This window comes from Paraburkholderia sp. GV068 (genome assembly GCF_003058125.1).
Taxonomy (GTDB): Bacteria; Pseudomonadota; Gammaproteobacteria; order Burkholderiales; family Burkholderiaceae; genus Paraburkholderia; species Paraburkholderia graminis.
In genome coordinates, this window is sequence record NZ_QBUB01000001.1 from 58,176 (window position 1) to 72,731 (window position 14,556).

Consider the following 14,556-nt stretch of genomic DNA (forward strand, 5'->3'; position numbering starts at 1 on the left):
GTTCTTTCTGTTAGAGATGCAATGTAACAAGGCGTAAGGATGCAGCGTAATGCTGCGTCGAGCAAGCAAACGATTGAGGCAAACTTGAGTACACATGTCATGAAGCATTTGGCGGCCGATGTCGTCATCATCGGCGCGGGGCCGGCCGGGGCAGTTGCCGCGGCGTTGCTCCGCAAGGCGGGCCGCTCGGTGCTCGTGCTGGAGCGTCAGCACTTCCCGCGCTTTTCGATTGGAGAGAGCCTGTTGCCGCAAAGCATGGCTTATCTCGAGGAAGCAGGGATGCTGCAAGCGGTGGTCGAAGCAGGGTTCCAGTACAAGAACGGCGCACAGTTCGTGTATCGCGACCGGTCGTCGTCGTTCGATTTCCGCGACAAGCATTCGGCGGGATGGGGCACGACGTATCAGGTCGAGCGCGCGGCGTTCGACGACATCCTGATTCGCTGCGCGGCCGCGCAGGGCGCCGACGTGCGCTTCGGCCACACGGTGCAGGCGGTTCATACGGACAGCGTTGCGCCGCGCGTCGACGTGACCGACGAGGCCAGTCATGCGTATCAGATCGAAGCGCGCTTCGTGTTCGACGCGAGCGGCTTCGGCCGCGTGCTGCCGCGTCTGCTGAATCTCGAAGCGCCCACGCGCATGCCGACGCGCGCGGCGCTGTTCTCGCATGTGTACGACGGTCTGCCGGCCGGCGCGCATGATCGCAACAAGATCTGCGTGGCCACGCACCCCGAGCGTCGCGACGTGTGGTTCTGGATGATTCCGCTCGCGGGTGGACGGTCGTCGGTGGGCTGCGTCGCGGAGTCGAGTTTTCTCGATGTGCCGGAAAACGAACGCGAGGCGATGCTGCGCGCGCTGATCCAGAAGGAGCCGACGTTCAACCGGCTGATCGGCGACGCGCCGTTCCTGATGCCGGTGCGTCACATCGGCGGCTACTCGGCGAATGTCGAGCGCTTGCACGGCCCCGGCTATGCGCTGCTCGGCAACGCGGGCGAGTTCCTCGATCCGGTGTTTTCATCCGGCGTGACGATCGCGCTGCGCTCGGCGCATCTCGCGGTGCAGACCTTGAACCGTCAACTGGACGGCGAGCAGGTCGACTGGTCCGCGCAATACGATGTGCCTTTGCGCAAGGGCATCGACACATTCCGCGCATTTGTCGAGCGCTGGTATACGGGCGAACTGCAGGACATCATTTTCTATCCGGACCAGACGCCGTCGATTCGCCGCATGATCAGCTCGGTGCTCGCGGGCTACGCATGGGACGAATCGAACCCGTATGTCGCCGATCCGGTGCGCAGGCTCAACGCGTTGCACGAGGTGTGCACGCAGCGTTGATCGCGCTTTGGTTGTAGCGCTTCGTCAGGCCACAACCGGTGCCATGTGCGCCACGCGAGGCGCATGCTCGCGCACATCGTCGCGGCGATGCACGCGCTTGCCCGCCGCATACGTTTCATAGACAGCGCGGTCGTCGCCGAGCAGCGCGAACGCGAACAGCAACTCTTCGAGCGATTCGGTGCGCGCCGTGCGGCGCGCAAGCAGCGGCGTCGCTTGCGGATCGAGCACGACGAAGTCCGCTTCGGACTTCGGCTTCAACGTGCCGACTTGATCCGCGAGATCGAGCGCTTGTGCGGCGCCCGCGGTCGCGAGATAAAACATCCGCGTGGCCGTCAGATGATGTCCGGTCAAGCGTGCAACCTTGTGCGCTTCGTTCATCGTTTGCAGCATGGAAAACGACGTGCCGCCGCCGACGTCCGTTGCGAGCGCAACGGGCATGCCGGCTTCGTCGGCCTTGTCGAAATCGAATAGACCGCTGCCGAGAAAGAGGTTCGACGTCGGGCAATGCGACGCGACCGTGCCGGTTTGCGCCATGCGTTTGCGGTCTTCCGCGTCGAAGTGAATGCAATGGCCGTAGACCGCGCGGCGGCGCAGCAGACCGTAGTGATCGTAGATGTCCAGATAGCTGCGGTGGCCGGGAAAGAGGCTATTGACCCACTTCACTTCATCCAGATTTTCCGCGACGTGGCTCTGCACGAACACATCCGCATGTTCGCGCGCGAGCACGCCGCACGCTTCGAGTTGCGCTTCCGTCGAAGTCGGCGCGAAACGCGGCGTGAGCGCATACATCTGTCGGCCGCGATTGTGCCAGCGGCCGATCAGTTCGGCGCTGTCGTCGTAACCGGATTGCGCGGTGTCGCGCAGAAACTCCGGACAGTTGCGATCCATCAGCACCTTGCCCGCGACCATGCGCAGATTGCGCGCCTCGCTTTCGGCGAACAGCGCGTCGGCGGATTGCTTATGCACCGTGCAATACACGAGCGCGGTCGTCGTGCCGCAAGCCAGCAGTTCCTCGAGGAAGAAGGCCGCGGTGTCGCGTGCGTAGGCTTCGTCGCTGAAACGGCGCTCGGTCGGAAACGTGTACGTGTCGAGCCACGGCAACAAACCCGCCGCGGGCGACGCGATCATGTCGGTCTGCGGATAGTGAATGTGCGTGTCGATGAAGCCCGGCACGATGAGTTTGTCGCGCATGTCCTGCACGGACGCGCCCGGCGCGAGTTGCGACGCGAGCGCGGCATACGCGCCCGCCGCGACGACGTGGCCGTCTTCGACGATCAGCAGACCGTCCTCATGGAAGACCGCCGCATCGGGCGAGCGCGACGGATCGCCGTTAAAGGTCAGCAATTGCGCGCGAAATGCCGATTGCGCCGGCGCCTGTGCAGAATGAGTCATGGGAAAACCGTCTCCGAAATGAAAAGCTAAGCAGCGTGTGCGGCGCTTGATTGACGCCGCGCGCGCTGCGATACATCGGCCTTTATCGGCTTTTTAGTGCCTTTAATGCGGGCCGTTTTGATTCCAGTACGCGTCGAGCTTCGCGATCAGTTCGGCGCGTTCTTCGGGCGTCACGAACGACGCCTCGAAGCCGTTGCGGATAATCGTGTAGACGTGACTGTCGTCGAGCTTCAACGCGTCGATGGTGGCCGCGTAGTTCGCGTTCACGTAGCCGCCGAAATACGCGGGGTCGTCCGAATTCACCGTGACCGCGACGCCGCGCTCGAGCAAATCTTTCAGCGTATGTTTGGTGAGATCGTCGAACACGCAGAGCTTGAGATTCGACAGCGGACACACCGTCAACGCGACGCGTGTGTCGGCAAGACGCGCGACGAGCGCCGGGTCTTCGATGCTGCGCACGCCGTGATCGACACGGTCGACCTTGAGCACGTCGAGCGCTTCATAGATGTACGACGGCGGTCCTTCCTCGCCCGCATGCGCGACTAGCTTGAGCCCAAGTTCACGCGCCTTCGCGAACACACGCTCGAACTTCGACGGCGGATGGCCGCGCTCCGACGAATCGAGTCCCACGCCGATCAGGCGATGCTTGTACTGCTCGAACAAAGGCCGCGCTTCCTCGAACGTGGCGAGCGCGTCTTCCTCGGACAGATGCCGCAAAAAGCACAGAATCAGCTTGCTCGTCATGCCGCGCTGTTGCGCGTCGGCGAGCGCGCGCTCGATGCCGGCCACGACCGTCGCGATCGGCACGCCGCGCTCGGTATGCGTCTGCGGATCGAAAAAGATTTCGCTGTGAATCACGTTGTCGGCGAGGCAGCGCTCGACGTACGCCATCGTCATGTCGTAAAAGTCCTGCTCGTGCAGCAGCACGCTCGCGCCGGCGTAATAGATGTCGAGGAACGATTGCAGGTCGGTGAACGCATACGCCGCGCGCAGCGCTTCGATCGAGTCGTACGCGAGCTTCACGCCGTTGCGCTTCGCGAGCGCGAAAATCAGTTCGGGTTCGAGCGAGCCTTCAATGTGGATATGCAACTCGGCCTTCGGCGCGAGCAGGGTTTTTTCAACGAGAGTGGCAGGGCTTGTTCTATTCATGGTCGGTCAGAATGTGTGTGTGTTGTTGCTCGCGGTCGGTCGAAACAGTCAAACCGTTTGCGCCGTGCGATGCAGGCTCGCGTTGGCTTCAACGGCTTGAAGCAACTGCGCGGCCGCGGAAATCGCAATGATTTCCGGCGACTTGTCGACGATGCCGTCCACCCCGAGCGGGCACTTCATCCGCGCAATCCATGCGGGATCGATGCCGCGCGCGGCGAGCCGGTGCTCGAACTGCTTGCGCTTGCTATGCGAGCCGATCATGCCGAAGAACGCGAAGTCGCGGCGCCGCAGAATGCGCTCGGCCAGTTCGAGATCGCGCGTATGGTTGTGCGTCATCACGATGAAGTACGTATTCGGCGCGGCCTCGTCGACGGCTTCGTCGGGCGCGTCGTTCGCGTCGATCTTCACGTTGTGCGCGTGCAGCGATTCGACGGGCGGAAACTGCGCGTCGCGTTCGTCGACCCAGCGCACCGTGCAAGGCAGCGTGGCCAGCACGCGAACCAGCGCGGCGCCCACGTGGCCCGCGCCGAACAGCACGACCGGGAAGTCGCCTGGCGCGATGGTTTCGGTGAGCAGCGCGCCGCTGTCGTCGAAACCGGCGCCGTCCCACAGCAGGCAGTCGGCGGCATCCACGCCCGGCTCGGGATCGGACAGCATCACCGCGTCCGGCGCGGGGCCGAATGATACGCTACGCACGGTCGATTGACCGGCTGCGAGGCGCTTCGCAATCGACGTGATCCAGCCGAGGTCGCCCACGTCGAGCCGCTCGAATGCGAGCACTACCGCGCCGCCGCAGCATTGACCGAGGCTCGGGCCGAGCGCGAAACGCTCGAGCCGGCGCATATGCGGCGAGCGCATGCCGTCGCGCAACACCTGGCGCGCGGTCTCGATCGCTTTCCATTCGAGGTGGCCGCCGCCGATCGTATGCTTTGCCGAGTCGCGCGTGACGATCATCTTCGTGCCGGCTTCGCGCGGCGCCGAACCTTCGACGCGCGCGACCGTCACCAGCACGGCCGCGTCGCCGTGTGCGAGCAGATGTTGCAGGTCAGGTAGCCAGGCTTGCATCCGGCGATTCTCCGTGGAGTGCCGCGCGCGGTGTCCGCGCGGCCGGTTGAGCGTGGCGCGATGCGTTGGGGTCGCGTCGGGCTGTGGCGTTGTTCATCGCGTTACTCATTGTTTTGTTCAGTGCTTTGTTGAGTGCGGTTCGGCTCAAGCCGTGGTGTCCGTGATCGTCGCATGATTCGCAGTGCGTTGCGCCGATGCGGGCTCGTTCGCTTCGTCGGCACTCGATGCACTCAACGCATCCAACGCATCGAGAATCGCTTCGGGCGTGGCCGGCGCACGCAATGACGGCGCGCATCGCGCGTTCGGCACAGCGGCCGCAATCGCATCGCGGATCGCGAGAAACACCGAGAACGGCAGCAACAACGGCGGTTCGCCGACCGCCTTCGAGCGGAACACCGTCGGCTCCGCGTTCTGATTGTCGTAGAGCCGCACATTGAATGCGGCGGGCGTGTCGCTCACCGCGGGAATCTTGTAGGTGGACGGCGCGTGCGTCATCAGTCGGCCGTCGCGATTCCACCAGAGTTCCTCGGTGGTAAGCCAGCCCATGCCCTGAATGAAGCCGCCTTCGATCTGGCCGAGATCGATCGCCGGATTGATCGATTGACCGGCGTCGTGCAGCACGTCGGCGCGCAGCAGTTTCCATTCGCCGGTCAATGTATCGATCGCGACTTCGGACACGGCCGCGCCGTACGCGAAGTAATAAAACGGATGACCGGTGAGCGTCTTCGCATCCCAATGCACTTTCGGCGTCGCGTAGAAACCGTCCGACCACAACTGCACGCGCGCGAGATACGCGGCGCCGACCAGTTGCTCGAAGGGCATCGCGCCGCCGTTGACCGACACCTCGCCGCTCGCGAACCGCACGTCGTCGGCATGACCGCCCAACTGCTTCGCCGCGAGTTCCGCGAGCCTCGCGCGGATCGTGCGCGCCGCGGCTTCGGCGGCCTTGCCGTTCAGATCGCTGCCGGTGGAAGCCGCGGTCGCCGATGTGTTCGCGATCTTCGACGTATCCGTTGCGCTCACACGCACGCGCGAGAGCGGCAAGCCGAATTCGCCGGCGACGACTTGTGCGACCTTCGTGTTCAGCCCCTGGCCCATCTCGGTGCCGCCATGATTGACGAGCACCGAGCCGTCCTTGTAAACATGCACGAGCGCGCCTGCCTGATTCAGAAACGGCACGTTGAACGATATGCCGAACTTGACCGGCGAGAACGCGAGGCCGCGCTTGAGCACCGGACTCGTCGCGTTGAACGCGGCGATCGCTTCGCGGCGCGCGCGATAGTCGCTCGAGTCGAGTAGCTCGTCGGTCAAAGGCGCGAGGATGTTGTCTTCGACGCGCTGTCCGTAGGGCGTCGTATCGCGTTCGCCGATGCCGTAGTAGTTGGCCGCGCGCACGTCGAGCGGATCGCAGTTCAATTGACGCGCGATGCTGTCGAGCATCACCTCCATCACGAGCGCGCCTTGCGGGCCGCCAAAGCCGCGAAACGCGGTGTTCGACTGCGTGTTGGTCTTGCAGCAGAGCGCGACGATGTCGACATCGGACAGGTAGTACGCGTTGTCGAAGTGACAGACGGCCCGTGTCGCGACGGCGCCTGAAAGATCCGCGGAATAGCCCGCGCGCAACGCGATTTCCACGCGTGCGCCGAGAATGCGGCCGCTGTTATCGAAGCCGGCCTCGTATTCGTAGATCGCGTCGTGACGCTTGCCGGTGATCATGAAGTCGTCGTCGCGATCGGCGCGCAGCTTCACCGGACGGCGCAGCAGCTTCGCCGCGAGCGCGGCCACGCACGCGAACAGCGCCGACTGCGATTCCTTGCCGCCGAAGCCGCCACCCATGCGCCGGCATTCGCACACCACGTTGTGCGCGGGCCAGCCGAGCATATGCGCGACGACCTGCTGCATTTCGCTCGGATGCTGCGTCGAACTGTAGACGAGCATGCCGTCCATCTCTTTCGGCACCGCATACGCGACCTGGCCTTCCAGATAAAACTGTTCCTGGCCGCCGACTTCGAACGTGCCGCTGATCTTGTGCGGCGCGGCCGCGATCTTTGCATCGGGATCGCCGCGCTTCAGATGCAGCGGCGGCAGCACGAACTGCTTCGCGGCCTTCGCGTCAGCCGGCGTGAGGATCGCTTCCAGCGGTTCATAGCGGATCACGTCGTCGCTTTTCGCAAGCGCGGCCGCGCGGCGCGCAAGCTCGTTGCTTTCCGCGATCACGGCGAACACGGGCTGGCCGAGGTACAGCACTTCATTCACGGCGAGGATCGGATCGTCGTGCAGCACCGGGCCGCAATTGTTTTCACCGGGGATGTCGTCGGCGCTCAGCACAGCGATCACGCCGGGCGCTTTTCTGACCGCGTCGAGATCCATCGACACGATGCGCGCATGCGCGTGGCGCGAGAGGCCGAGCGCCGCGTGCAAGGTGCCGTGCAATTCGGCGATGTCGTCGGTATACGTCGCTTCGCCGCTCACGTGCAGCGCGGCCGATTCGTGCGGCAGCGCGACGCCGATCGCGGCTTCGCTTTCGCGCGCGGCGGCCGGACGTTCTGCCGGATGCGCTCCGGCGTCCGCGGCGCGTTCGACAAAAGCATCGGTGCGGTTCATCACGACGGCTCCTTCGCAATCGCGTGCGGCGTGCCGGCTTCGAACGCGAACACATTGACGTCGAAGAGCGCGAGCGGCGCGTCGTCGCGCGTTTCCAGATAGCAGCGCCACAGCAGGTTGCGCGCGACCTTCAGCCGATACGCGCTCGACGCGCGCATGTCGGTGAGCGGCTGGTAGTCGGCGGCGAGCGCGTTCATGGCCTGCCGCGCGGCGGCTTCGTCCCACGTCGCGCCGGTTAGCGCGGCCTCGGTTTGCACGGCGCGCTTAGGCGTGGCCGCCATGCCGCCGAACGCGACGCGCGCCTCGCGGATCGTGCCGCTATCGTCGATATGCAGCGCGAATGCCGCGCACACCGCGGAGATGTCCTGATCGTAGCGCTTCGACACTTTGTACGTGCGAAAGCGCAGCGTGCCGCCAGGCCGCGGCACGCGCAGCGCGGCGACGAATTCGCCCGCGGCGAGTGCGGTTTTCTGGTAACCGAGATAGAACGCGTCGAGTGGCAGCGTGCGCGTTTTCGCGCCGTGACGCAGCACGACTTCGGCGCCGAGCGCGAGTAGCGCGGGCATCGAATCGCCGATGGGCGAGCCGTTCGCGACGTTGCCGCCGAGCGTGCCGGCGTTGCGGATCGGCAGCGACGCGAAGCGCGTCCAGAGTTCGGCGAGTTCGGGGTAGTCGGCGGCGAGGGCCGCGTACGCGTCTTCGAGCGTGACGGCGGCGCCGATGGTCAGCGTTTGCGCGTCGTGCTCGACCGTCTTCAGTTCGCGCACGTTGCCGATATACAGGATGTCGCCGAGATCGCGGAATTGCTTCGTGACCCACAGGCCGACGTCGGTGCTGCCCGCGACGAGCCGCGCTTCCGGATGCTCGGCGCGAAGCTGCGCGAACGCGTCGAGTGCGACGGGCGCGTAAAACGCCGGCGAGCCGAAGGCAGCGCCACGTGAATCGGCGGCGCGGTATTCGAAGGTGTCGTTGCGTTGCAGTTCGCGCAGTGCTGTTTCAATTGCCTCGCGGTCGAGCGTCGTACGCGGATATTGCGCGTAGTCGAACATTTTCTGCGCGGCGTCGACGATCGGCCGGTAGCCCGTGCAGCGGCAGAGGTTGCCGGACAGCGCGGTGTTGATTTCGTCGCGCGTCGGCAGGCCGGCCGCGGCCGGCTGGTTTTCGTACAGCGCCCACATCGACATGACGAAGCCGGGCGTGCAGAAGCCGCACTGCGAACCGTGGCAGTCGACCATCGCCTGTTGTACGGGATGCAGCGTGCCATTGGCGGCGCGCAGGTCTTCGACGGTGAAGAGCGCCTTGCCGTCGAGCGTCGGCAGAAACTGGATGCAGGCGTTGACCGCTTTCAGCGCGAGCGCGCCGCGCGCGTCGAGTTCGCCGATGACCACGGTGCAGGCGCCGCAGTCGCCTTCAGCGCAGCCTTCCTTGGTGCCGGTGCAATGCAGGTCTTCGCGCAGATGCTGGAGCACCGTGCGCGAGGCGGGCACGCCCGCGACCTCTTGGACGGACCCCTGGCGATAAAAGCGGATGGTTTGCGTTGTCATGGCGAATCCAGAAGACAGTGCGGACCGGGCGCGCGTTACGCATGGGGTCGCGCCAAAGCCGGCCTCGCGCACGTAGATCGCCATCCAGAACCGAAGATAGCACTCCCGCGCCCCAAAAATATTTCCGATGCCGCATGAAGCTTATGCGGAACAAGCAATGAGATAAGTCCGATTTGTGTCGGATTCGTGAGGGGCGGGGAAGTTGCGTTGGGGGCGGTGTTGCCTGCCAGGCGGTGGGCGGCGCTCCGGTGGCTGTGGCGCTCGCGGTGCGTGTGCCCGGCTTCGAAAGCGCCGGTGTTTTCGCACTTGCTGACGGCGGCGCCGCGGTTCTGGCGGTGGCGGCGCGCGAGGCGGTGGGGAGCGGCGGTGGGCCGTGCCGGACGGCGCGCTATGGCGGAGGCGCTGCTCGGTAGGGCAGTGTGCGGTGCGGTAGCACTAGCGGGCTGCCTGGGCGAGGCCGGAGTCCAGCGGCAGCCCCAACCCCGCCCCAACCCGCGAATCCCGCCTACGCGATCCGTCGACGATTGCGTACCAGACTCAGCGCCAGCGGCACAAACGCCAGCACAAAGCCGACGAGCGCCCACATCGGCAGCGTGAGCCCCAAGATCGGCGGATAGGCGGTTTCGCACAGCCCCGCGACCTTGAACACGCCCGGCAGCCAGTGCGCGGGCGGCAGGCTGTCGACGATCGGCTGGAGCGCGTCGAAGCCGCAGCTAAAGCCCGGATTCGCCTGCACATACACGTGGCGGACGGCGGTCACGATGCCGGCCAGCGCCGACAGCGCAGCCATGACTTCCAGCAGACGCACGCCGCGCCAACTGTTAAAACGCGCGCCGAGGAATGCGAAGATCGCGATCAGCAGGAAGAAATAGCGCTGGATGATGCACAGCGGGCACGGGTCTTCGTGCTTGAAGTATTGCAGGTACAGTGCGCCGGCCACGAGGCCGACGCAGATCAGGCCTAGCAGGACCAGCAGGGAGCGCTCGCGGCGCAGCATCGCGTTGTCGTTGTTCATGGATCGTGTGGCTGTGTGCGTGTGTTGTGCGGCTGTTGTGGGCTGTCAGGCGGTCGTTATGGCCGTCTGTCAGCGAAAAGGGCAGGTGCCCGCGATTCTAGCGCGAACCCCCGCCCCCACGGCGCCACGCACTCAGGCGCGCTTCGATGCCGCAGGCGCGCGTCAGCGAATCGCGTTGAGCACTGCCTCGGCGCCGCGGCCGATAGCGAGCAGCGCGTCGTCGGCATGCGGCGCGCCGGCCAGCATCAGGCCGACCGGCGCGTCGCCGCGCAGGTGGCACGGCAGCGACAATGCACACGCGTCGAGAAAATTAAACACGCCGGGGTTACGCAGGATCAGCGCGTTGGTGCGGCCGAACAGATCGTCGTCGGAAACCAGTTCGGCGACGCGCGGCGGCACCACCGGCACCGTCGGCGCGACCACCGCGTCGAAGCGCTGCCACAGCGTGCGGGCGGCTTCGGCGAGCATTGCGTCGCGCTCGGCGAGCAGGTCGAGATAGTCGGCGGCGCTCGCGGGCTGGCCCTTCAGAATGCGCACCAGCACGCGCGGATCGTATTGTTCGCGATGCTTTTCCAGCAACGGACGATGCCACGCATACGCCTCGATCGGCGAAAAGCCGAAGCGGTTGATCTCCGGCAGACGGTCGAGCGGCGCGAAGCGCACTTCGCTGACAATCGCGCCGGCCGCTTCGAGATGCTTGAGCGCGGTGTCGATGGCGGCGGCGACCGCGGGCTCGACGCCGTCGGTGACGTAGTTCGTCAGCACGCCGAGGCGCACGCCTTCGAGCGGGCGCGCGGCCGGCACGCGCGGCTCGAGGCCGGCCAGCATGCGGTCCACCAGCGCGCAACACGCCACGGAAACGCCGATCGGCCCGAACGAATCGAGCGTCGACGAAAGCGGCACGCCGCCTTGCTTCGGAATGCGCGTCGACGTCGGCTTGAAGCCGGTCAGGCCGCACAGCGCGGACGGAATGCGGATCGAGCCGCCGGTGTCGGTGCCGAGCGCGACGGCCGCCATGCCGTCCGCAACGGACGCCGCCGCACCCGACGACGAGCCGCCCGAAATCCGCTCGTCGCCTTTCACGTCGCGGCGGTACGGCGACAGCGGATTGCCGTAATGCGGATTGAGGCCGAGCCCGGAGAACGCGAACTCGCTCATATTGGTGCGTCCGACGATCACCGCGCCCGCCCGTTTGAGGCGCGCGACGGCCACCGCGTCCTGCTTGGCGGCGGGCGCGTCGGCCAGCACCGTCGAGCCGGCGCGGGTCGGCTGGCCTTCGATGTCGAACAGGTCCTTCACCGATACCGGAATGCCCGCGAGCGGCGACAGAACCGTACCGGCGGCGCGCAGACGGTCGTGCGCGTCGGCGGCCTGGCGTGCGCCGCCGGCGTCGACGTGCATGAAGGCGACCGCGCCCTGGCCGGCCGGATCGGCGATCCGTTCGAGCGCGGTTTCGACGAGCGCGCGGCTCGTGGTCCGTCCCGCGGCGAGATCGGCGGCGAGTTGGGCAAGCGGCGGGAAGGGCGTGAATTCGGTGGCCATGATGTCGTTCGATCCGGTTGGACTGTATGAAGCCGCTTCGCTAGCGTGACTCGCAAGCGGCTGGGTCAAATGCGTGTCGATCAGATGCGGTTGAAAAGCGTCGCGCGGAATGCCTCGATATGTTTTTGCACCGAGCGGCGCGCGCCTTCGGCGTCGCGCTCGCGCAGCAGGCGGAACAGTTCGAGATGTTCGTCGTGCACGTCTTCCAGATGATGCGGCTCGGACAGCGAAATGAACCAGAAGCGCAGCGAGCGCTCGTGCAGCCCGCGCAGAATGTCGGCCAGCACGGCATTGCGCGAGGCCGCCGAAATGGCCAGATGGAATTCGCGGTCGATGTCCATCATGCCTTCGATGTCGTGCGCGGCGACGCACACGGCCGAGCGTTCGAGCAGCGCCTGCATCGCGTCGTAGTCGTGCTGCTGCGCGTGGCGCGCGGCGAGTTCGACACAATAGCTTTCGTTGACGAGGCGCACGTCGATGATCGACAGCACGTCGTCGAGCGAAACCGGACGAACCATGATGCCCTTGCGCGGCATGATGGTCAGCATCCCTTCGTGCACGAGCCGGTGCAGCGCCTGGTGCACCGGCGTTCTGCCGATGCCGGTCAGCGCCATCAACTCCGCCTCGTTGAGCACCTCGCTCGGCCGCAAACGCATCGTGATGATCTCGCGCTTGACGAACGCATACGCCTGTTCGGCGAGGCTCGCGTTGGCGGTCGCTCGGGTGGGTCGCGGAGGGCGGGCGGTCTGCAAAAGCGTCATGTGAAAGAGTGCGGACTAGGTCGTCCGGGCATTGTAGAGCAAGGTTTTGTGCGCACGGGCGGGGTGGCCCGTGCGCTATCAGGCGCGTCCCGGCACCGCCGTCGCTGCGTGCTCGACTTTCACGCGCGGCATCATCAGCGTGACGAGGCCGCCTACGATCAGCGCGCCCGCGATCAGCACGAGCCCGAACGTCACGCTATGCGTCGCGTCCTTCACGATGCCGAGCACATACGGGCTCACATAGCCGGCGAGGTTCGCAATCGAGTTGATCACCGCAATGCCCGCGACGGCGGCCGTGCCTTGCAGGAAGCTCGTCGACATCGACCAGAAAATGCCGAAGCCCGCCAGAATGCCGATATACGCAATCGACAAACCCGTGACCGCAAGCGGAATCGAATTCGTGACCGACGCGCTGCCGAGCAGCCCCGCCGCGCCGATGAAGCAGCACACGGCGTAATGCCAGCGGCGCTCGCCCGTCACATCCGACGAGCGGCCAATCAGAACCATGCCGATGCCCGCGGCCAGATACGGAATCGCGGTGACGAAGCCATTGCTGACGAGGTTCGTCACGCCGAGATCCTTGACGATCTGCGGCAGCCAGAACGAGAAGCCCGCATTGCCGGTGACGAGGCAAAAGTAAATCAGCGTGAGCAGCCAGAAGCGGCCCGAGCGCAACGCGACCGCGAGGCTATGCTCGGCGCCTTGCGCGGCGGCCGCGGCGTTTTCGCGCGAGAGGCGGGCGAGGATCACGCGCTTTTCATCGTCGGTGAGCCAGGCGGCTTCGGCGGGCGTGTTGCGCAACACCGCGAGCGCCCAGAAGCCGGCGAGAATCGACGGAATGCCTTCGATCAGGAACATCCACTGCCAGCCGCGCAAGCCGTGTGCTTCGTGCAGCGCCGACATCAGAAAGCCCGACAGCGGCGCGCCGATGATGCCCGCCACCGGAATCGCGGCCATGAACACGGCGACCATCCGCGCGCGCCGGTCCGACGGAAACCAGAACGTCAGATAGAGCACCACGCCCGGCACGAGCCCGGCTTCGGCGACGCCAAGAAAAAAGCGCAGCACGTAGAACATCGTTTCGCTGCGCACGAACATCATCAGGCACGACAGCAGGCCCCACAGCATCGTGATGCGCGCGATCGTGGCGCGAGCGCCGAACTTCTTCAGCAGCAGATTGCTCGGCACTTCGAACACGAAATAGCCGAAGAAGAAAATCCCCGCGCCGAGTCCGTACGCCGCGTTAGAGAGACCCAGATCGCCGGTGAACTGCAGCTTCGCATAACCGATGTTGACGCGATCCAGATACGACAGCACATAGACGAGAAACAGGAACGGCATGATGCGCCACGTGATCTTGCGGATGGCGGCGGCTTCGAGCGAGGCGTCGGTGGACGGGTCGGCGGACGGGTGCGCGGCGGACGGCGAGGGGTTGCTCATGAGTGCCTCATTCGACGATGGACAACGCGCGCACGCGATAGGCGTGGCGCAGCGTGCGGTTCAGGACTGGGTCGTGCAATTCGAGTTCGAGCGCGTCGCCGTCCGCCATGCCGACGATGCCGCCTTGCACCGCGAGCGTCCCGCAGAACATGGCCGCGCCTTCGCTAAGCGGGGCGCGCGCGAGCAGATCGGCGGCGGACAGCAGCGACGCGACGCTGCCTTGCTGATAGACGCGCCGCTCGCCGTTCGCGAGCGCAAACGCGCGCAATTCGAGTTGGTCCCAATGGTCGCGGACATCGTCGAAACGCCATGCATCGCGCGCGATGGGTTTCGGGCACACCTGCTTCGAGACCGTCACGCCATAGGCTTCCACTTCGCGGTCCGTGTGGTCTGAGCCGACGGTGACGAGCAGACCTTCATCCGATTGCACCAGCACGCATTCCGCTTCGCCGCTCGACTTCGTGCCGACCACGTCGATCTGTTCGGCTTGCGTGAGCAGTTCGGAGCCGAGTCGATAGAAACAGGGCGTAGTGGACGGGCGCTTCACGCCGAGTTCGGCCAATTCGGCAATGTGATGCTCGATCGCGGCCTGGTCGCGGCCGGCCCAACCGGCAATCGTCAGACGGTCCACTTTGATCGACGCGGTGCGCGCGGCGCCCGAACGATCTAGAACTTGAAAAGACACCTGCTGCATCACTTGGCTCCAAAGAAA

At 65.5% G+C, this 14,556-nt stretch carries 11 protein-coding genes; 1 reads left to right on the plus strand and 10 read right to left on the minus strand.

The window, feature by feature from the left end; translation table 11 throughout:
* Nucleotides 1-99 precede the first annotated feature (99 nt).
* Nucleotides 100-1,332, plus strand: a complete 1,233-nt coding sequence (locus tag C8K18_RS00305; RefSeq protein WP_006050212.1) for an NAD(P)/FAD-dependent oxidoreductase — start codon at nt 100-102, stop codon at nt 1,330-1,332.
* Nucleotides 1,333-1,356: 24 nt separating this feature from the next.
* Here the strand turns inward: C8K18_RS00305 and guaD are convergent, their stop codons facing one another.
* From guaD to C8K18_RS00355, 10 genes are all read right to left on the minus strand, one after another.
* On the minus strand, nt 1,357-2,724 hold the full coding sequence (guaD, locus tag C8K18_RS00310; RefSeq protein WP_107710721.1) for a guanine deaminase: 1,368 nt from the start codon (nt 2,722-2,724) through the stop codon (nt 1,357-1,359).
* Nucleotides 2,725-2,826: 102 nt separating this feature from the next.
* Entirely contained in the window at nt 2,827-3,873 is a 1,047-nt protein-coding gene (locus tag C8K18_RS00315) for an adenosine deaminase (RefSeq protein WP_107710722.1), read from the minus strand.
* A 48-nt stretch (nt 3,874-3,921) separates the two neighbouring features.
* Nucleotides 3,922-4,938: a xanthine dehydrogenase accessory protein XdhC gene (gene xdhC, locus C8K18_RS00320; RefSeq protein ID WP_053858611.1), complete on the minus strand. Its 1,017-nt coding sequence runs from the start codon at nt 4,936-4,938 to the stop codon at nt 3,922-3,924.
* A gap of 144 nt (nt 4,939-5,082) precedes the next feature.
* Nucleotides 5,083-7,542 carry a xanthine dehydrogenase molybdopterin binding subunit gene (gene xdhB / locus C8K18_RS00325; protein WP_107710723.1) on the minus strand — a complete coding sequence of 820 codons (2,460 nt, stop codon included), beginning with the start codon at nt 7,540-7,542 and terminating at the stop codon, nt 5,083-5,085.
* A complete protein-coding gene (xdhA, locus tag C8K18_RS00330; RefSeq protein ID WP_181324956.1) occupies nt 7,542-9,086 on the minus strand; it encodes a xanthine dehydrogenase small subunit in 1,545 nt (514 codons plus the stop codon). The genes xdhB and xdhA overlap by 1 nt, the downstream gene beginning before the upstream one ends.
* A 505-nt stretch (nt 9,087-9,591) precedes the next feature.
* Nucleotides 9,592-10,101, minus strand: coding sequence for a disulfide bond formation protein B (locus C8K18_RS00335; RefSeq protein ID WP_006050218.1), 510 nt, complete (start codon nt 10,099-10,101; stop codon nt 9,592-9,594).
* Between the two features lie 162 nt (nt 10,102-10,263).
* Nucleotides 10,264-11,643 (minus strand): amidase, encoded by a 1,380-nt coding sequence (locus C8K18_RS00340; RefSeq protein ID WP_029967940.1) that lies wholly within the window; start codon nt 11,641-11,643, stop codon nt 10,264-10,266.
* 80 nt (nt 11,644-11,723) lie between these two features.
* The gene (locus C8K18_RS00345; protein WP_029967938.1) at nt 11,724-12,404 is read right to left on the minus strand and encodes a GntR family transcriptional regulator; all 681 of its coding nucleotides are present in this window, start codon (nt 12,402-12,404) and stop codon (nt 11,724-11,726) included.
* Nucleotides 12,405-12,482: 78 nt separating this feature from the next.
* A complete protein-coding gene (locus tag C8K18_RS00350; protein ID WP_029967936.1) occupies nt 12,483-13,844 on the minus strand; it encodes an MFS transporter in 1,362 nt (453 codons plus the stop codon).
* Between the two features lie 7 nt (nt 13,845-13,851).
* On the minus strand, nt 13,852-14,538 hold the full coding sequence (locus C8K18_RS00355; RefSeq protein WP_107710725.1) for a DUF2848 domain-containing protein: 687 nt from the start codon (nt 14,536-14,538) through the stop codon (nt 13,852-13,854).
* Nucleotides 14,539-14,556: the final 18 nt, after the last annotated feature.